The organism is Leptolyngbya sp. DQ-M1 (assembly GCF_039962505.1).
Classification (GTDB): Bacteria; Cyanobacteriota; Cyanobacteriia; order Leptolyngbyales; family Leptolyngbyaceae; genus Leptolyngbya.
The window spans coordinates 371992-390670 of record NZ_JAMPLJ010000003.1; the positions used below are offsets into that span (position 1 = coordinate 371992).

An 18679-nucleotide genomic window follows, 5' to 3' on the forward strand; every position below is an offset into this window, starting at 1 on the left:
ACAATGCTACGGTGAAATGAGCGGAATGCTTCCACTGCAGCCGTTCTAAGGCGCGATGCTCAAAGGTTTGAACGAGTTTGACGATTTCATTTCGTATCGTATTCCTCTAAGATTACTTTTATACTACATTCATAATACAAGCTTGTCAATTTGCTTTAATCGCTGCACTTGATAAAATCCAGAAGCTTGTATGGATTCAGATGCAATGGTAAATCCTCAAATCTGGCGATCGGGCTTGATCGCGTTGTTGTCTGCTTTGGCTGTTGTCGTCACGAATTGCAGCCCGCAAAATTCGACTCCTGCTAATTCGGGTGTGTTGGTCTATGCTGCGAGTGGACAACCAACGAACTTAGAACCCGGCAATGTGACTGATGGGAATTCTTTGATTGTTCATAACCAAATTTACAATCGATTGATTCAGTTCAAGCCTGGAACGACTGAGCTAGAACCCAGTTTAGCTACCGCTTGGAGTGCTTCCAAAGATGGCAAGACCTGGACATTCAAGCTGCGTCAGGGCGTAAAGTTTCATGATGGGACAGCCTTTAATGCCAATGCGGTGAAATTTAATGTCGATCGCTGGTGGGATAAAAACAATCCGAATGGGTTTCGCAATGCCGGCAAGAGCTACGAAATTTGGGGACAGATTTTCGGGGGCTACAAGGGCGAACCGGATTCGCTGATACAGGATGTTCGGGTTGTGGATGATTCGACCCTCCAGTTTGTGCTGAAACAACCCTTTGCCGCATTTCCAACGGCGATCGCAGCGGCATACTTCGGCATTGCTAGTCCCAGCGCGATTCAAAAAGCAGGCGCAAATTATGGCACTCCCGCAGGCGGAGCCGTGGGAACCGGAGCATTTGTGTTCAAAGGGTGGCAGAGTGGCGATCGTATTACCTTAGAAAAAAATCCGAACTATTGGAAGCCAGAGTTACCGAAATCGAATCAACTGGTAATGCGGTTTGTGGGAGATTCCGGTGCGCGGCTGGCGCAAGTGAGAGCCGGACAAATTGACTTTACGGTCGAACTGGCTCCCGACCAAAAGACAGAAATTGAGCAAGATCAGAATTTAACTGTGGCGAATCGTCCTTCGTTTAATGTGGGCTATCTGGCATTAAATCCAAGCTTTAAGCCATTGTCGGATGTGAGAGTGAGACAGGCGATCGCTCATGCGATTAACAAGCCAGCGATCGTGCAAGCTTTCTGGAAAGGGTCAGCGCAAACCACCCCGCACTTTGTTCCACCTGCGCTCGACTGGTCAACTTCGCCGAAGCTGCAAGACTATGATTACAATCCTCAGAAAGCCAGAGATTTACTGAAGCAAGCAGGCTTTCCGAATGGGTTTGAAATTGATTTGTGGTACATGCCTGTGGCGCGTCCTTACTTTCCGACCCCAAAACCGATCTCCGAAGCATTCGCCGCAGATCTACAAGCGGTTGGAATTCGCGCCAATTTGAAAACCAAAGATTGGGCGGCGTATCTTGCCGATCGCAATAAAAATCCAGGCTATCCGATGTTTATGTTGGGCTGGACGGGCGATTATGGTGATCCGGATACCTTTTACTATCCGCATTTTGGGCCGGGTAGCACGACAGATTTGGGCGGATGGAAAAACGATCGCGTCACCCAACTTCTGAATCAAGCCAGAGCGACTAGCGATCGTTCAGCTAGAGCAAAGCTTTATGCAGAAGTCGATGAGATCGTTCATCGTGAAGCAGTGCGATTGTCGATCGTGCATTCTGATCCATTGCTCGTACAGCGTAAAACGATTACCGGATGGACACCTAGCCCATTGGGGGCGGAACCCTTTGAAGCAATCGCAAAACAATAGTAGGAGATTTAGAGCTTGGGGTGCGGGTTTCGGCGATCGGAGGCATATTAATGAGAAAATTGCCGATTTGTAGTAGAGCCGTTATCCTACAGAGGCTAGGTTTGCTTTGGCTCGGTCTTGAACTGCGAAGTTGCATCATTGAGAGTAATTATCGACAGTTAAACTGATCGAAGTCTATGAGAACCTAGTCTTCTGTCATCAGCGAACCAATCATGCGCGATCTCAATTTAGAAAAAACAACCCATTTGCTCAATTCCATCATGGAAGCTGAGTTAGCAGGCGTAGTACGATACACGCACTATTCACTCATGGTTACAGGGCCTAACCGTATCCCGATCGTGCAGTTTCTCAAGGGACAGGCGAGTGAATCCCTGCTCCACGCTCAACAAGTCGGAGAAATTCTCACGGGACTCGAAGGACATCCAAGCTTGAAAATTGCGCCGATCGAAGAAACGGACAAGCACTCGATTTACGACATTCTGCTTGAGAGCCTCAACCACGAAACGGCAGCATTGAATCTCTACAAACAGTTATTAGATGTTGTGGAAGATGCCAGCATTTATCTTGAAGAATTTGTACGCGGTATGATCGGGCAGGAAGAACTGCACGGAATGGAACTGAAGAAAATGCTGCGAGATTTCCATCCAGATTTAACTTAATTTTCGAGCGAGGAAGCTGCCGAGTTCTAAGCCTAAATATCCGATCGCGGCACTTCCTAACCCGTACAAAAGCGCAAGACTGGGATTTCCAGATTTCACTAAGACCGAAGTTTCAAGCGCGTAGGTTGAAAAAGTTGTGTAGGAGCCGAGAAACCCAACCGCAAAGAATAAGCGAAGTTCTGGGGTGCCGATGCCGCGTTCTAGAAAGAAGGTGACAAAGAAGCCCATCACCATTGCACCTGTGATATTGATAAAAAAGGTGCCATAGGGGAACTGTGTGCCAAACCACCGCGCAAACAGCAGCGTGAGATAGTAACGGCTCAATGCACCTGGAATCGCACCCAAACTAATCGCGATCGCGCTGCGTAAGGTTGAGTCTAGTGTTGCAAATGGATTCACTTTAGTTTTGCTGATTGCGACTCTTCGGTGGATTTAATTCATTACACTTTGCCTTCGCAGTTTCATAAGCTTGTGCATATTCTTTACCACCTAGCATGACATCGCCATAGTATTCATAAGGCGTTGATCCGTAGATGGGCAAGGGATCATCTTCGGGATAGTCTTCTTTGGCTTCTTCGATCGCTTGTTTAAGCCGCTTGGGAGTGAGTTTTTGGGCGGCGTAGTAGTGGAGTTGTTCGGGTTTGCGGTTGAAGTGCGGGAAGGTTGGATCGAGGATACGATCGTCTAACTCTAGCCAGCTATGTTCAACGGGCTTGTGAGGCGCTCCGGCAAACACAATGAATCCTTGAACGTACAGCGCTCCTTCAACAATAGAAATTGCTTTCGCTGCGTTCTCAAAACTGGCTTTTGCTTTACTTTTGATGCGGGTCGCAACTTCGATCGATTGCTCGGCATCGAGTGGTTTATCCATGTGTCAGTCAACATCATTCTCTGTTCATCTCATTATAGAGATATAGAGATCCTGAGTTGAACTCAAGCTTCAATTCTCAAAAAGCGAAGGGTAGGAGCAACTCGAAAATGCTCCTACCCAATTCCTAAATATTAGATTAAGTGAATTAAAACTGTGCAATCTTACAGGTTAAGTGAGTGGCAGAGCGTTTTACTACTGCATCTGTGACATCAGTGTAATCATGCCAACGCAGGACATTGCCAGTAACAAAACCAACCCGAATGATTCACCTAAGTGCTTTTTAGAGGCCTGCATATAACTGTCCTTTTATCTTTATGAGTGTCTTAACAGTATCAGTCTCTCTCAGGATCAAGTTAAAAAGTAATCTAACTTATGGTATTCAAATAAAACTTAATTCAAGAGATAGCTCTTACTCCGCTTCTCTATCAATTGGTGGATTGACAGTAATCTTTCTTAAAACTAAATCTAATCTTAGTTACATTCGCGATCGTGCAAGATTGATCCAATTAAAAGCGCGAGAGGCGATGCTTGCCCCGCGCCTCTGAAAATGCCTGATTGTCGTCCCTTATATTGTTGTCTCTTATGTAGTACGGCTCTGCAATGCTCTCGATCGAGTGAATGATTTTCGTCAAAGTTCTGTCCACTTGGTAGCTACCCCCCTGGAACGATGGCTCACGAGATCAAGGTTGCCAAGATCAAAGTGTGAATCACAAACAATTTCAGTGTGATTATCGTTGTTATTTGTAGGAATAAAGAAAATGGTGGTTAGCCAACAGCAAAAACGAGCGATCGGTGTATTTCTAGAGCGGGAAAGTGCAGAAAAAGCAATTCACACCTTGCAGGAATCTGGATTTGCGATCGACAAAATCTCTTTGATTGCGAAAGAAGCGGAACCCGCAGAGCAAGTGAGCGGGGTTGAAGTCAGCGATCACGTGGGAGATACAAAAGTGGTCAATTCAGCCGGTGTAGTTGGAAATACGCTGGCAGCGAGTGCCACAGGATTTTCTATCCTAGGATTGACCGCACTTGCGCTTCCAGGACTCGGTGTTGTTTTGACAGCCGGAAGTTTAGGAGCAGCACTGGCGGCGAGTGTTGCGGCGAGTGGTGTTGCTGTAGTTGCGGCGAATAATTTGGAGAAAGCCTTGATTGATTACGGTGTTCCGAGCGGGATGGCGGGACGATACGGTGATCACCTGCAACGCGGCGACTATCTGATTACGGTTGAGGGAAGTGAAGAAGAGATTCGTCAGGCTGAACAGGTGTTTAAGCAGCAAGACATTCGCGAGTTAATGATCTATTAAGGTCTTCGGAATGTGAGTGCGATAAACGTATAGTTCTTTTCGTACCAAGAGACGGTTGTTTCAGTACACGCTGGAATTTCTTGATTTTGTTCGAGAAGAAAGCCGTGAGATTGGGCAAGTGCGATCGCTTGCTCAATTTCTGTCTTTGAAAAGATTGTCCAAGACAGTCCGAAAGGTTGAATTGATGAATCAACTGGAATTTTACTTTGCCAATAGTCCGCAGTTACGAATAACAACCCATTGGGCTTGAGCAATCGATAAGCTTCTTGGAAAAACGCATCGAGATCGACTCCATGTTCAATCACAGAGATACTAACAGCAACATCATAGGAACAGTCTGGAAATGAGGTGTCCGTCAAATCTCCTTGGTAAAGCTTGTAGTTCGATTGATTCGGTTTGATGGTGAAATCGATGCCATGCAATTCTTCAAAACCAAGAGCAGAGAGAAACTCAAGGGTGCAACAATCACCGCATCCTAGATCGATGATCTTAGACTGTTGATTGATTTCTGATGATTGTAGAAGTTGAGCGAGTAACCACTGATCCCAATTCTTCTCAATTGTAATGTGAGTGGGTAAACTTGCTTGTTGCAAAGCTTGTGTTGCGGTTTGAACTTCCTGCCAGTTTTGCAGCACTTCGATCATCGGCTGAGTCTCTTTAGTTGAGGAGCAGCTTTATTTTAACGAAAAAAAAGTAGCCTTCTCTGGGCTACTTTCTTAAAGTTTTAGATTCTGAATGTTACTTGATCGCTGCGGCTTTAACTTCAGAGGATTTCACGAAGCCATAGTAGAACGCAATTCCTGCAACGATCGCATTCAGCAAGACATTTGCACCAAATAGAGGAGTCAGACCAAATAGAGTGTTGGTAAACGGAAGCAGTCCTAAGATTGCACCTGCTGCATACACGATCGCGAAGATACGAGTGAATACGATCGAGCCAGTCAAGCTGGTAAATGCAGCAAGTCCCCAAACTCCAACCAGAATGCCAATTGCGTTATGGAAATAGTTGGTCGGGAACAATCCAAAGAGGTAACCGAAGCCCAGATTGGGAATAAAGTGTTCAGGGGGAACCACAAAAGCAGGCACAAATCCAGCTAAACCGAGCAGCAGGAAGAACAGACCTAGACCTAAAGCACCATAACGAATCGGAGAAGTTGGTGCACTTGTAGAGATTGATGTTGATTGCATGATTGTAATTTAGATATTAAAGATTTTGACAAACTGAGAGACTTAACGAATTAGATGGAGAACCTCGCGTAACACGCTATATCCTGCTAAATCCCAGAGAAAATAAGCAATGAAACCGAGCATTGCTAACCGACCATTCCAAAGTTCTTGTTGAGGATTCCAGCCAAAGATCCAGGCGTTACGATCGGCACCATTGTAAGCCGGAGTCACAGCGGGAACTTGATCGGTATTAATTGTTGAGCGTTCCATGTCAAGTGTTGAGCGTTCCATAAAATTGTTATTTATCTGACTGCACTGCCATACTAGCGAGCAACTCTATGGGTTTAGTCTGCCATTAGAAGCGGCTTTGGTCTATCTCCAAAGGCGGGACTTAATAGGAGAAGTCAGAGAAATAACTTAGGTGCGATCGACTAATATTTTTCCGTTGTATCCTGCTTGTTGATAGCGATTCAGGACATCTTGAATTGCCTGATCAGAACGGGTGTTGGAATCTACTAAGGCAACACATGCGCCTCCAAATCCTGCGCCCGTGAGCCGCGCTCCTAATATTCCTGGTGTTTCTTGCAGCATTGCAACGAGCCGATCTAATCCTTCTACAGAGACCTCATAATCATCGCGCAAGCTTGCATGAGAGGCATTCATCAATTGTCCGAATTGCTCAGCCGATACACCGCTTCGAGCTTCTAGAACACGATTGTTCTCGGTGATCACATGACGTGCTCTTTCTTTGAGCGGACTCGGTAAAGCTGCGATCGCGCTTACATTCTGCACATCTCGCAAAGCTGGAACATTAAGCAATTTAGCAGCCTCCTCACACTCTGCACGACGTTGATTGTATCCACTGCCTGCTAATGTACGAGGAATTCCACTATCAATGACTAGGACTTCTGCGCCTTGAGGAAAGGGTAGTAATTCACGATCGAGCGTTCGTGTATCCAGAAATAATAGGTGATCAGTATCTGCTAAGCTGGATGCCATCTGATCCATGATGCCGCATTGAACATGGGCAAAGTTTCTTTCTGCATCTTGTCCAAACTGAGCAATCTTGACATCATCAATATTGAGATGGAGGAGCGATCGTAAAGCGCGTAACATTGCAACTTCTAAGGCTGCACTACTCGACAAGCCAGAGCCAATTGGAACCGAAGAAGTCACAAAGATGTTGAGCGGTGGAATGTTCAATCCTTGTTGTTCAAGGGTGCGAATACAGCCAATGACATAGCTACTGAAGCCCTGAGGAATGGGATCACTCGGAGCGAAGCTAACTTGCTCGGATAGTTCCTGAGAATAGATGTGATGTCGATCGTTCGGGCTAGCACCGAGATAAACAGTGGTTTGCTGGGGAATTGCAGTCGGCAACACAAACCCATCATTGTAGTCGGTGTGTTCGCCTAATAGATTCACTCGTCCGGGCGCACTCGCTTGAACCTCAGGAGAAGCGTTAAAGATTTGTTCAAAGGTGACTGTTGTGGCTGTCGTCATAGCAATTAGAACTTTTCTAAGGGAAGGGGGCGTTGTCGTCCGTTGACTTCGATGCTTTTCCAATGTGGATCAAGCGTGAGATTTTCGAGGCGATCGTCTTCGTGAAGTAAGAACGTATCTTCGATCTTGGCTCCGACTAAGCTAGGATTCCAAGCCATTGCCATGTTTGCGTATAGTCGATCGCTTGTTTCAGGATCAGCAACTACTTCGCGAGATAGATACCCAGTAGTTCCGCCTTGGTGATGTTCATGGATTGCAGTGGGATAGCCTTGTTGCTCGTATGCGTTTTTTAGTGTGTGGTAAATCTGATTGAGCGATGTTCCGGTTTGGCAGTGATCGAGCGCGATCGCTTCGATTTCTCGCACTTGTTGATGTCGGGTTGCTTCTTGCTCGGATAGTTGATCGAAGTAAATAAAGCGAGTGAGATTTGCATACAGACCAAAGCCACGGGCGCAAAAGACTAACATTGCCATCCGTCCAATTTTTTCTTGTTTCGGAAGGGTGTGGCGATACTTAGGCAAGCGAACTTCTCCAGCCGCAAGCGTGAGGGCGGGGCGTAGTCCACGAGTCCAAAGAGCAGCCGCTCCCGCTCCGGCAAGTTGAACTTCTGTCCAATCCGGCGAGGCTTGCGTGAGAACTTCGGTCATCGCTTCGCTGGCGAGTTTTCCGACTTGGCGGTAGCGATCGATTTCACTCGGTAATAACATTCGTTTGTGATCGATCAGCGATCGTGGCAAATTGCCTTCGATATCACTGATGACTTTGCCGCCTTGAGTCACTTTTTGCACAAAAGACTCACGATCAGCTTTCTTTGCCCAAGGAGCGATCGCCCATTGATAGTCTGAGCTGCTGGGAACCTCTTCGTCTTGAAGTCGCTGAGCTTCGATCTCATCGGTCAGAATCCATGCACCATTGAGTGTGACTAAAACTTCAGCAACTCCTGTGTCTGCCGCAAGTAGCACCATGTTCGAGCCGCCTGCGGTTGCCCACGCAAACCAATCAATGCCGCTCAATCGCAGACCAGATGCTCCAGCTTCCTGTAAGGCTTCGCGCATCCAGGTTAGTTTTTGACTGATTTCGGTAGTGCGATCGTCGCTTGCGGGTGTGGGGCTGAGTTGAGATTGCATTTCTGTTGCTCCTGATGCTTAGACCGTTACTCTGTCTTCGATTTGCACGGCGACAGCTTGTAGTTCTTTGGCTTTTTCTTCAGGAAGGGCATCATTCGCGAACATTCCGGCAGCAAGTTCAGTTCCTGCCAGATACTTGAGGCGATCGGCGGTGCGATAGGGCGGATAGAATTCTGCGTGTAAGTGCCATTCTGGATGCGGCTGACCATCAATCGGTGCTTGATACCATGCCATCAGATAAGGAAACGATCGCTGCCACAATCCATCAAACTTCATGGTTACAGTCTTGAGTGCTTTGGCAAGTCCTTGACGCTGATCAGGAGTCAGATCGATCAAGGTTGCTACGGGAGCGATCGGAGCAATCCAGACTTCATAGGGATAGCGGGCACAGATAGGGACAAACGCGATCGCGAAATCATCGCGGTACAAAATTCGCTGATCATCAGTAATTTCTTGCTGAATCAAGTCCTGCAACAATCCGCGCTGATGTTGTTGATAGTAGGCTTGCTGCTGTTGCCCCATGTTTGCAGGAACAGGCGGAACAAATGGATACGCATAGATTTGCCCGTGTGGATGGTGCAGTGTTACGCCAACTTCGACACCTTTATTCTCAAACGGGAGAACATATTGGATTTGGTCAATCTCTCCAAGAGCATGGGTACGATCGCCCCACACCTGAATCAGTAACTCAATATGATCGAGCTTGAGTGAGCTAAGGGATGATTGTGGATTTTGATCAAACACAACGACTTCACACGCGCCATTGGCAGGGAGTGTGTTAACAATCTCATGCGGGGCTGTGTTGGCAGTGGGAACCATTGACGGAAAGCGGTTCTCGAACACAGCAACATCATAGTTTCCTTGAGGAAGTTCGGTCGGAAACTGAGGATCATGCGTGGGCGCGAGTGGATTGTACTCTGGAGGCGGCATGAACGTTCGCCCTTGTCGGTGGCTCGCATAACAGACCCATTCACCGCGCAACGGATGCCACCGCAGATGAGGACTTGCCTGAATCGGATCAGGGCTAGGACTGGGGGCAACAATATCGGGTGCGATCGCGGTTCGACTATACAAGATCAGTTTGCGACCGTCCGGTTTTAGCAGCGTTTGGGAATACATAAGCTTTTCACCTTGAGGGGATCTCTATCCATCCTGATGGCTTGGGTTTGCCCCCTAAATCCCCCACAAGTGGGGGACTTCAAACCAAAACCTTTCGATTCTTAAAGTTTTTCTAGGGGGCAACCATCCGCTTGCAACAAAGCAAAACACAATTTCAAAGCTTAGGTTGAAGAAAGAGATTTTGCTCCATTGCCATTGCTTGAAACCGTCGGGGTCTCTTGATCGCCTGCCATTGCTTTCTTCACCACCTGAACATCTTCGGGGTGCCAAGTTGGACGCTCTGAAATCTTCGCGTAGGTAGTAAGGGCTTGAGCAACGACTTGATCCATGTTGTAGTATCTGTAAGTTGCTAAGCGTCCGACAAAGTGTACTCCTGGAGTTGCATCTGCAAGCTCTTTGTACTTCTTGTAGAGTTCCGCGTTTTCAGGACGCGGAATCGGATAGTAAGGATCGCCTTCTGCTTGGGGGAATTCGTAGACAACGCTCGTTTTGGGATGCTCTTGTCCAGTCAGATACTTGAATTCTGTAATGCGAGTGTAGGCTTGTTCGTTTGGATAGTTCACCACTGGAGCCGATTGGAATAAAGGCTTATCGTGGGTTTCATGTTTGAATTCGAGCGATCGATACGGCAATTTACCAAAGCGGAAATCAAAGAATTCGTCTACAGGGCCGGTGTAAACAATCTCGCGATGGGGAATCACCTTCTGAATTTCGCGATAGTCCACATTCAGCATGACTTTAATGTTCGGATGCGACAGCATATTCTCAAACATCCGAGTAAAGCCATGGAGCGGCATTGCTTGATAGGTGTCAGTGAAATAGCGATCGTCGCGATTGGTACGGGTCGGAACTCTAGCAGTGACTGACTTATCTAGCTCAGAGGGATCAATACCCCATTGTTTGCGCGTATAGTTGCGGAAGAATTTTTCGTAGAGTTCGCGGCCGACTCGGCTCACAACTACATCTTCAGAGGTACGAATATAATCTTTTTTCTCAGCAACTGAGGCGAAGAACTCTTCTACCTGGAACGAGGTTAGATTTAAGCCATAAAGTTTATTGATCGTATCAAGATTGATCGGGATTGGTAACAGTGAACCATCGACACTTGCCAGCACCCGATGCTCATACGGTCGCCATTGAGTGAAGTTTGAAAGATAGTCAAAGACATCACGAGAATTAGTGTGGAAGATGTGCGGACCATAACGATGGACTAACACCCCCGCATCGTTGTAATGGTCGTAAGCATTACCGCCAATGTGAGTTCTGCGATCGCAAATCAGCACTTTTTTTCCGGACTGGCTTGCTAATCGTTCTGCGATTACGCTGCCTGCAAAACCCGCACCCACAATTAAATAATCAAACATTAGAAGTTCTCCGAGAATTCAAAATAACTGCGTCAATCTGCTGCATCATCGCCTCCCAGGTTTGATCCCAGGAAATTTTGGCGAGAAAGTCCTCGACATGCTCAGGCTGTCCCTGCTGCATAGCAAGTTCGACTTGATCGATAAATTCCTCAGCGCGATCGGCAATGTGAACCAGTCCGGCTTCTCCATAAGGGCGGACTACATCCCGAATGGAGGTTGAAACCACTGGCTTCCCGGCTGCAAGATATTCCGGGGTTTTAGTGGGACTGATAAACCGTGTGGATTCATTTAATGCAAACGGCAACAATGCAACATCCCAATGCGCCAGGTAATGGGGTAATTCTTGATAAGACTTACTGCCTAAGTAGTGAATATTAGGGCGACAGGGAAGAGAACCGGGATCAATCTTCGCAACCGGACCAATTAACACTAGCTGCCAGTCAGGTCTAGCTTGAGCAATCCTATCGACTAACTCTAAGTTCATTCTTTCATCAATTACACCATAAAATCCCAAACGTGGATGAGCAATGCCAGCTTGATCTTGGGGATCAACTGTAATGCTTTTCGCTTGGGCAAAGTGGGCAGCGTCGATGCTACTTGGAAAAGCATGAACATTCGGATGCTGATGTTGTTTGGCTTCGTAGAGGCTTTGTCCTCCGGTAAACACGACATCTGCACGTTTGAATAGTTCTGTTTCCCAGTCTTTTAGAGCGTTTGAAGCTCCTTTAAAGGCAGAGAGTTCGTCCATGCAATCATAGACGATACAGAGGGGATCAAGGTGATTTGTGAATGATAGTGCGATCGGAGTGTAGTACCACAGAATAGGTTTTGAAATGCCGTAGTCAGTAAATAGCTCATCAATCAGCGTTTGCATCATGGTAGCGGTCATTTCCTGGCTCATTCCACTGGGCAGATGGGGAACAACGACCCAAATGCCGCAGTCACGTTGACTGATTTCCAACCGCCAAGAAGCATTCGCTTCATACTTGGGTTCTTCGATAAAGAAGGTTCGGCGCTGTGTAGCACAACGGGTGAGTAGATGCTGCGGGCGCTGATATACGAAGTCCCAGCGCAAATGCGACAAACAGACTAGATCGGGCAATACGCGCTCCATCAAGCCAGAATCAGGGGAATGCTGGCTTTCTGAGATAGATGCACTTTTGATAAAGGGCTTTCGGCTATTCCCGATCGAACCGCTATAGCCGTTCAATCCTGTGTTGAATAAGGACATAGATTTTTAAATTTCTGGATATTGCCTGAGTTGCAATCACAAATTCAAAAATAGTCACAACTGCTCATCTTTCCTTCTATCTGAAGAGTTGGAAATGCTTGATAAAACAAAAAAAGATGCGCTGGGTAGATACCGAAATCTATTGATTTGTTAATAACTTTTTTAAGATAGATAAAACAATGGAGCTACTTTGTAAAAGTTCTTCTATCTCAAGTTAGAATTAGTTTGAGCTATAATATACGTATAAGCACTCTTGTCTCAATGTGTACTGGGACTATAAGCTACACTCCTTTTGCTAAAAAATTGGTACTCCCCAATAAAACAAGGATTCGTTCTTTTTGGTTCTGTGTAACAAAACAATCTTCATTAGAAAAGTAAAGTTTTATCAGGAGTAATAATTTTGATGTTAGGTTTTAATCTGCTGTTCACGCGCATCGAAGCAAGGCGCATTTTCTCCTAATTGAAGGAGTGACTTTCCATGAAACTACTCGGTAAAAGCCTCGACAGTATTGCTCAGTCTGCCTCTAGCCCGATCGCACTTTGTCGTCAACTCGAAACAGGTTATCCGCGCCCGCAGCTTCAGCGATCGCAGTGGATCAACCTCAATGGGTCGTGGAAATTCTCCTTTAATGATCAAGGAGATTGGAAACAGCCCGATGATGTACCTGAATGGACACATACGATCGAAGTTCCTTTTGCTCCTGAAACAGAGAAAAGTGGCATCGGTGATACTGGCTTTCACGCTTATTGCTGGTATGAGAGAGAATTTGAAGTTCCGAGTGATCATCAACGGGTGCTGCTGCACTTTGGCGCAGTAGACTATCAAGCTTCGGTTTGGGTCAATGGTCGCTATGTTGGGGGTCATGAAGGCGGATATACCCCGTTCAGCTTTGAGATCACGGAATTTCTTCAACCGGGAATGATGCAGCGCGTGACGGTGTTGGCACAAGATGATCCGTTTGATTTGGCGAAGCCTAGAGGAAAACAGGATTGGCAGCTAGAGCCGCACAGCATTTGGTATCCCCGTACAACTGGAATCTGGCAAACCGTTTGGGTTGAGTGTGTCCCACAAACCTATATCGAGAAAATTCGTTGGGCACCGCATTTTGAGCGTTGGGAAATTGGATTTGAAGCCTCGATGGTGGGCGCAAACTGTGATGACTTGTACATCAAAGTGCGTTTGAGCGTGGGCGATCGATTGTTGGTGAATGACACTTACGAAGTCGTTAACGAAGATATCAACCGCCGGATTGCATTGTCCGATCCGGGAATTGACGACTATCGTAATGCTTTGTTGTGGAGTCCTGAGAAACCAACATTAATCGATGCTCAGATTCAGCTTTGGCATCAAGGCACGTTGATCGATGAGGTGAAGTCCTACACCGCAATGAGAACCGCGAACATTCAGCGCGATCGCTTTATGCTGAATGGTCATCCTTACTATCTGCGGTTGGTATTGGATCAGGGTTATTGGGCGGAAAGCTTCATGACTCCGCCATCGGATGAAGCGCTGCGTCAAGATATTGAACTGACGAAGCGGATGGGCTTTAACGGCGTTCGCAAGCACCAAAAGATTGAAGATCCGCGCTTCTTATATTGGGCGGATGTGATGGGATTATTGGTCTGGGAAGAAATGCCCAGTGCTTATCGGTTCACTCGTAAGGCGGTTGAACGCATTACGAAAGAGTGGGCAGAGGTGCTCGATCGCGATAGTAGCCACCCTTGTATTATTGCTTGGGTGCCGTTTAATGAATCTTGGGGTGTTCCAAACCTGACGGAAACCGCAGCGCAACGGCATTATGTTCAAGCGTTGTACTATCTGACGAAAACGCTTGATCCGACTCGACCCGTGATTGGCAACGATGGTTGGGAAAGTGCGACGACGGATATTCTGGCGATTCATGATTATGATAGCCAGCCCGATCGATTGGGTAAGCGCTATGGCTCTGAGGTGAAATTGTCGGATTTGTTTGAGACACAGCGACCGGGTGGACGAATTCTGACGCTGGATGGCTATCCGCACCAAGGGCAGCCGATCATGCTGACGGAATTTGGTGGAGTGGCTTACACTCGCCCGACGGATGATCAAGCGGATAAAGCTTGGGGCTACGATCGTTCTACGGATATCTGTGATCTTCAGCAGCGCTATCACCATCTTCTGAATGTGGTGAACCGCGTTGAGATGTTTAGTGGCTTCTGTTATACGCAGTTAACGGATACTTTCCAAGAGGCAAATGGCTTGCTTTATATTGATCGCACTCCGAAGTTTGATATCCATGCGATCGAGGCAGCAACGCTAGGTCACGAAACCATGGTTAATACTCCAGAATGCCAGATCATGCCTCAGTGTAGTGGGTCTTGGCAGAGCTAATCTTCTCGTGGCGATTTTATGTTGCCTGTGAATAACATTCTGGACTAATTAAAGAAAGTCCCTTCAGAAATCAAGCTGTAATGGCTGTCAGTTCTGAAGGGACTTTCTTTATTCAAGTCGGAAATGGGCGAGTGAGCAACTTAGGCTCCAGAACCTTCGCTGGTTGGCTGAGGTTCCATTTGTTTGAGCAGTTCGGGTAAGGGAATTCCCTGTTCTGCGGCGAGTGCTTCCGGTGGTTTTCGATAGAACTGCGATCGCACATACTCGCCTGTGTTTGCCATCGGTAGGATGTGCATTTGGTGCGAGGTGCTGTAGTAGCGATGCGTCGGTCGCTGGATTTGGCGCTCTTGCAAAGATTCGTTAGAAATCTTTTTGCGGAGCTTGATGATTGCATCCATGATTGCTTCCGGTCGGGGCGGACAACCAGGAATGTAGACATCGATCGGTAGAATTTTATCTGCTCCTCGAATTGCCGTCGGAGAATCGGCACTGAACATCCCGCCGCTGATCATACAAGCACCCATCGCAATTACATATTTAGGCTCGGGCATTTGCTCGTACAGACGTACGGTTGGAGCAGACATTTTCATGTTGAGTGTGCCTGCGAGGATGAGCAAATCGGCTTGGCGCGGAGAGGCACGCGGGATGAGACCGAAGCGATCGAAGTCAAACCGCGATCCGATTAGGGCAGCGAATTCGATAAAGCAGCAGGCGGTTCCGTACAACAGGGGCCACAAGCTCGATAGTCTTGCCCAGTTGTAGAGGTCATCAACGGTTGTGAGGATCACATTCTCAGAGAGTTGACTGGTCACACCGGGATATCCGACCGGATTGATTAGAGATTGTTCGTTTGGGGTGGGGGTTTGGGTCATAACAATCAGTTAGGAGAAAAGTAGGAGGTTAGCGATCGACAGATCCCATAATGATGTCGATGCTGCCGAGGACAACCATGATGTCCGCGACCTTGGCACCTTTAAGCAGATGCGGGAAAATCTGAAGGTTGCAGAAGTCGGCAGCGCGAATTTTCCAGCGCCAAGGGAATACACTGTCATCGCCGACAATAAAGATGCCTAATTCGCCTTTGCCGCTTTCGACGCGAACATAGTGTTCGCCTTTGGGAATTTTGAAGGTCGGCGCAATCTTTTTGGCGATGTATTGATAGTCGAATCCATTGACTTCGGACTTGGGACCTTCTGCTAGTCGTCTTGCTTCTAGGCTCTCGAATGGACCGCCTGGGAGACCTTTGAGGGCTTGCCGAATGATTTTGACCGATTCCCGCATTTCCCGGATTCGCACGAAATAACGGGCTAGAACATCGCCTTCGGCTTCTGTGATGATGTCCCAATCAAAGTTGTCATAACATTCGTAGTGATCAACTCTGCGTAAATCCCATTGCACGCCAGAACCCCGCAGCATTGGACCCGATAAGCTCCAACAGATTGCATCCTCACGGCTAATGGTGCCCAATCCTTCTAGGCGTTTTCTGAAGATGGGATTGTTTGAGATTAATCGCTCGTATTCATCGACTTTCGGCAAGAAATAGTCGCAGAAGTCAGCGCATTTATCTACCCAACCCTGGGGTAAATCAACGGCAAGACCACCCACTCTAAAGTAGTTGTGATTGATCATGCGGTAGCCTGAAGCCGCTTCCCAGAGGTCGTAAATTAGCTCTCTTTCTCGGAAGATATAGAAGAAGGGAGTTTGTGCGCCTAAGTCTGCGGCAAACGGCCCAAGCCAGAGAAGATGGTTTGCAATCCGATTTAGCTCCAGCATAATCACGCGAATGTAGCTGGCACGTTTTGGTACTGCAATGTTGGCTATTTTCTCGATCGCATTGACGGTGACTGCTTCGTTAAACATTCCTTCTGCGTAGTCCCACCGACTGACATAAGGAATGTACATGGTCGTGGTGCGGTTTTCGGCGATTTTTTCCATACCGCGATGGAGATAGCCGATTACAGGTTCGCAATCAATCACATTTTCACCATCGAGGGTCACGACTAAGCGACAGACTCCGTGAGTGGAAGGATGGTGCGGCCCCATGTTTAGAACCATGGGGTCAGTCTTGGTTTCGATGATTGGCATTCAAAATTCCCTTTTTGTGAACGAGCAGCACGACCGGTTCGACCTAAATACCCGTTAAGTTAGTGATTCTCGACATTTCCAACTTCTACCGAATGGTAGGTGTTAAGGACGTTAGGTATGTACAGGGGTGGAGGATGCCAAGGTATCGAGTAGTTGCACTAAGCGGTGGGCGAGGCCGTCTAAACCGAGTCGTTTGGTGGCTGAGATAAAGACTGCATCGGGGTAAAATTGCTGCACCTGAGCTAAAGTATCGCGATCGACAAGATCGACCTTGTTAAACACCAAGATTGCATTCGGGGGTATTGCGGGTAGTTCAGATAACACCGTGTTCACGGATTCTAGATGCTGCTCCCAAGCTGGATGAGAGAGATCGAGAACATGAAGGAGTGCATCGGCTTCGGTGACTTCTTCGAGGGTGGCGCGAAAGGCATCCATTAGCGCAGGTGGCAGATCATGGATAAATCCAACCGTGTCTGTTAGTAATACATCGCGGCGATCGTGCGTGTTTGGATCAGTGATTGTTAAGCGGCGAGTGGTTGGATCAAGTGTGGCAAATAGTTGATCGGCAACATAGACATCGGCTTGGGTGAGAACGTTTAGAAGCGTTGATTTGCCTGCATTGGTGTAGCCGACAAGGGCGATCGTGGGGAGTTGCTGGCGATCGCGCTGCTGACGGAGACGGGCGCGATGGGCTTGCAGTTGATTGACTTCTTGCTGGAGTTGAGTAATTTTTCGCTGAATGGTGCGGCGTTCGGTTTCTAGCTTGGTTTCACCAGGGCCGCGTGTTCCAATTCCTGCACCTAAGCGAGACATTTCTTGCCCGCGTCCGCGCAATCGCGGCAAGGTGTATTCAAGCTGTGCAAGCTCGACTTGGAGCTTTCCGGCTTGCGATCGCGCTCGTTGGGCAAAGATATCTAAGATGACTTGGGTGCGATCGACCACGCGCACTCCGATTTGTTCTTCCAAGTTCCGCGCTTGGGTGGCAGAGATATCTTGATTGAGAACGATGAGATTTGCCCCTAATCGCTGTGCTTCTAAGGTGACTTCTTCGACTTTGCCGTGACCAATCACGGTTTGGGGATGAGGGTGCGATCGTTTTTGCTGTACGACTCCAACAATTTCACCTTTGGCGCTTTCGACGAGGCGGCGCAATTCATTAAGGCTGTCTTGGAAGCGACGATCAGACATCCCATCAGTTTGGAGTCCAACGAGTAGGGCGCGATCGCGATCAGACTGAACCGGTTGTAATAGGTCGAATCCGGCATCTTGGATGTCGCTTTCCCAGTCGTGAATCAATTCGTCGGCATCTTGTTCAAATAGAGATTGGAGCGGAAACGTTTCAACTTGCCAGGGTTGGTCAAAGTCGGGGGTAAGATGCGCTAAGTAAGAGTGCTGGATTAAGGCTTTTGCCTGATTGGACTTTTTATCGGCTAGGGTAAGAACAACCATTGCATCGAGACGCTGACGCAGCATGGCGATAAAGGCGCTGGCATCAGGCGGATGAAACTGAGCAACCAAGCAGCGAATTCCACTGAAACGATCGCCGCTTCGACGAGGTAACTCAGAGTCAGGGAGGCGGGTTTGCATTGGAGTGCCGATTCCAACGCGGATAACTTGTCCGCGGCGATTAATATAACAGCAGAGCGGTTGATGAATGAGTTGGCTGAGGGCGGCTAATTGATCAGCAAATTCTGGAGTGATGAAGCGATCGTCCGCTAATCGTTCCTCGTATAGCTGCTCAATTTGGTTGATATGTGTGGATTTCAAGCCCTGAAGATTACCATGAAGCGTTGCCATGAGGTAAACCTGCAAATCTGCGATTCCTCAACCATAAAGAGTTGCTCCTCTGTCAACCTCTGACTTGAGTAGGAGGGAGTCTAGAGGGTTAGTTCAAAGGAATAAACATCCTTAGAATAGATTGGCTAGGTATTTGGAATTATCCAAGGCGCGCAAGTTAGATCTATGAATTTAACTACAGATAGATAGCAGGGTCGATCGCTCCTAATACTATAAGGAAACAAAATTACTGAATTGATGTATTTAGCTGATCACT

General features: G+C 47.5%; 17 protein-coding genes. 4 read left to right on the top strand and 13 right to left on the bottom strand.

Going from position 1 to position 18679, the window contains the following annotated elements; translation table 11 throughout:
- Positions 1-205 precede the first annotated feature (205 nt).
- Positions 206-1828 (top strand): ABC transporter substrate-binding protein, encoded by a 1623-nt coding sequence (locus NC981_RS11525; protein ID WP_348243235.1) that lies wholly within the window; start codon positions 206-208, stop codon positions 1826-1828.
- Positions 1829-2040: 212 nt separating this feature from the next.
- Complete coding sequence (locus tag NC981_RS11530) at positions 2041-2487, top strand: ferritin-like domain-containing protein (RefSeq protein WP_190376688.1); 447 nt, start codon at positions 2041-2043, stop codon at positions 2485-2487.
- On the opposite strand, the gene crcB is transcribed toward NC981_RS11530, so the two are convergent.
- Together crcB and NC981_RS11540 are read right to left on the bottom strand one after the other, a co-directional pair.
- Positions 2479-2886, bottom strand: a complete 408-nt coding sequence (gene crcB / locus NC981_RS11535) for a fluoride efflux transporter CrcB (protein ID WP_348242947.1) — start codon at positions 2884-2886, stop codon at positions 2479-2481. The genes NC981_RS11530 and crcB overlap by 9 nt on opposite strands.
- Position 2887: 1 nt before the next feature.
- Positions 2888-3358 (bottom strand): hypothetical protein, encoded by a 471-nt coding sequence (locus NC981_RS11540; RefSeq protein WP_348242948.1) that lies wholly within the window; start codon positions 3356-3358, stop codon positions 2888-2890.
- 758 nt (positions 3359-4116) lie between these two features.
- On the opposite strand from NC981_RS11540, the gene NC981_RS11545 reads away from it, so the two are divergent.
- Positions 4117-4659, top strand: a complete 543-nt coding sequence (locus NC981_RS11545) for a hypothetical protein (protein ID WP_348242949.1) — start codon at positions 4117-4119, stop codon at positions 4657-4659.
- On the opposite strand, the gene NC981_RS11550 is transcribed toward NC981_RS11545, so the two are convergent.
- From NC981_RS11550 to NC981_RS11585, 8 genes are all read right to left on the bottom strand, one after another.
- Positions 4656-5303 carry a class I SAM-dependent methyltransferase gene (locus NC981_RS11550; RefSeq protein WP_348242950.1) on the bottom strand — a complete coding sequence of 216 codons (648 nt, stop codon included), beginning with the start codon at positions 5301-5303 and terminating at the stop codon, positions 4656-4658. The genes NC981_RS11545 and NC981_RS11550 overlap by 4 nt on opposite strands.
- Positions 5304-5397: 94 nt before the next feature.
- On the bottom strand, positions 5398-5847 hold the full coding sequence (locus tag NC981_RS11555; protein ID WP_348242951.1) for a DUF4383 domain-containing protein: 450 nt from the start codon (positions 5845-5847) through the stop codon (positions 5398-5400).
- A gap of 42 nt (positions 5848-5889) precedes the next feature.
- Positions 5890-6096 (bottom strand): high light inducible protein, encoded by a 207-nt coding sequence (locus NC981_RS11560; RefSeq protein ID WP_348242952.1) that lies wholly within the window; start codon positions 6094-6096, stop codon positions 5890-5892.
- A gap of 147 nt (positions 6097-6243) precedes the next feature.
- Positions 6244-7329, bottom strand: coding sequence for a galactokinase (galK, locus tag NC981_RS11565; protein WP_348242953.1), 1086 nt, complete (start codon positions 7327-7329; stop codon positions 6244-6246).
- 5 nt (positions 7330-7334) lie between these two features.
- A complete protein-coding gene (locus NC981_RS11570) occupies positions 7335-8456 on the bottom strand; it encodes a M24 family metallopeptidase (protein WP_348242954.1) in 1122 nt (373 codons plus the stop codon).
- Positions 8457-8474: 18 nt separating this feature from the next.
- Complete coding sequence (gene galT, locus NC981_RS11575; RefSeq protein WP_348242955.1) at positions 8475-9575, bottom strand: galactose-1-phosphate uridylyltransferase; 1101 nt, start codon at positions 9573-9575, stop codon at positions 8475-8477.
- A gap of 161 nt (positions 9576-9736) precedes the next feature.
- Positions 9737-10939, bottom strand: coding sequence for a UDP-galactopyranose mutase (gene glf, locus NC981_RS11580; RefSeq protein WP_348242956.1), 1203 nt, complete (start codon positions 10937-10939; stop codon positions 9737-9739).
- Positions 10932-12170, bottom strand: coding sequence for a glycosyltransferase family 1 protein (locus NC981_RS11585; protein ID WP_348242957.1), 1239 nt, complete (start codon positions 12168-12170; stop codon positions 10932-10934). Before NC981_RS11585 ends, glf begins: the two co-directional genes overlap by 8 nt.
- A 478-nt stretch (positions 12171-12648) precedes the next feature.
- On the opposite strand from NC981_RS11585, the gene NC981_RS11590 reads away from it, so the two are divergent.
- A complete protein-coding gene (locus NC981_RS11590; RefSeq protein WP_348242958.1) occupies positions 12649-14541 on the top strand; it encodes a sugar-binding domain-containing protein in 1893 nt (630 codons plus the stop codon).
- Between the two features lie 140 nt (positions 14542-14681).
- On the opposite strand, the gene nuoB is transcribed toward NC981_RS11590, so the two are convergent.
- The 3 genes from nuoB to hflX form a co-directional block, all read right to left on the bottom strand.
- On the bottom strand, positions 14682-15413 hold the full coding sequence (gene nuoB / locus NC981_RS11595) for an NADH-quinone oxidoreductase subunit NuoB (protein ID WP_348242959.1): 732 nt from the start codon (positions 15411-15413) through the stop codon (positions 14682-14684).
- A 28-nt stretch (positions 15414-15441) separates the two neighbouring features.
- Entirely contained in the window at positions 15442-16626 is a 1185-nt protein-coding gene (locus NC981_RS11600; protein ID WP_348242960.1) for an NAD(P)H-quinone oxidoreductase subunit H, read from the bottom strand.
- A 111-nt stretch (positions 16627-16737) separates the two neighbouring features.
- Positions 16738-18423: a GTPase HflX gene (hflX, locus tag NC981_RS11605; RefSeq protein WP_348242961.1), complete on the bottom strand. Its 1686-nt coding sequence runs from the start codon at positions 18421-18423 to the stop codon at positions 16738-16740.
- Between the last annotated feature and the right edge of the window lie 256 nt (positions 18424-18679).

Coding starts and splice junctions, on each gene's coding strand:
- galT (WP_348242955.1), bottom strand. CDS start 9,575: ATGTATTCCCAAACGCTGCTAAAACCGGACGGTCGCAAACTGATCTTG.
- hflX (WP_348242961.1), bottom strand. CDS start 18,423: ATGGCAACGCTTCATGGTAATCTTCAGGGCTTGAAATCCACACATATC.
- NC981_RS11555 (WP_348242951.1), bottom strand. CDS start 5,847: ATGCAATCAACATCAATCTCTACAAGTGCACCAACTTCTCCGATTCGT.
- NC981_RS11545 (WP_348242949.1), top strand. CDS start 4,117: ATGGTGGTTAGCCAACAGCAAAAACGAGCGATCGGTGTATTTCTAGAG.
- nuoB (WP_348242959.1), bottom strand. CDS start 15,413: ATGACCCAAACCCCCACCCCAAACGAACAATCTCTAATCAATCCGGTC.
- NC981_RS11530 (WP_190376688.1), top strand. CDS start 2,041: ATGCGCGATCTCAATTTAGAAAAAACAACCCATTTGCTCAATTCCATC.
- NC981_RS11600 (WP_348242960.1), bottom strand. CDS start 16,626: ATGCCAATCATCGAAACCAAGACTGACCCCATGGTTCTAAACATGGGG.
- NC981_RS11560 (WP_348242952.1), bottom strand. CDS start 6,096: ATGGAACGCTCAACAATTAATACCGATCAAGTTCCCGCTGTGACTCCG.
- NC981_RS11550 (WP_348242950.1), bottom strand. CDS start 5,303: ATGATCGAAGTGCTGCAAAACTGGCAGGAAGTTCAAACCGCAACACAA.
- galK (WP_348242953.1), bottom strand. CDS start 7,329: ATGACGACAGCCACAACAGTCACCTTTGAACAAATCTTTAACGCTTCT.
- NC981_RS11585 (WP_348242957.1), bottom strand. CDS start 12,170: ATGTCCTTATTCAACACAGGATTGAACGGCTATAGCGGTTCGATCGGG.
- NC981_RS11590 (WP_348242958.1), top strand. CDS start 12,649: ATGAAACTACTCGGTAAAAGCCTCGACAGTATTGCTCAGTCTGCCTCT.
- NC981_RS11570 (WP_348242954.1), bottom strand. CDS start 8,456: ATGCAATCTCAACTCAGCCCCACACCCGCAAGCGACGATCGCACTACC.
- glf (WP_348242956.1), bottom strand. CDS start 10,939: ATGTTTGATTATTTAATTGTGGGTGCGGGTTTTGCAGGCAGCGTAATC.
- NC981_RS11540 (WP_348242948.1), bottom strand. CDS start 3,358: ATGGATAAACCACTCGATGCCGAGCAATCGATCGAAGTTGCGACCCGC.
- NC981_RS11525 (WP_348243235.1), top strand. CDS start 206: ATGGTAAATCCTCAAATCTGGCGATCGGGCTTGATCGCGTTGTTGTCT.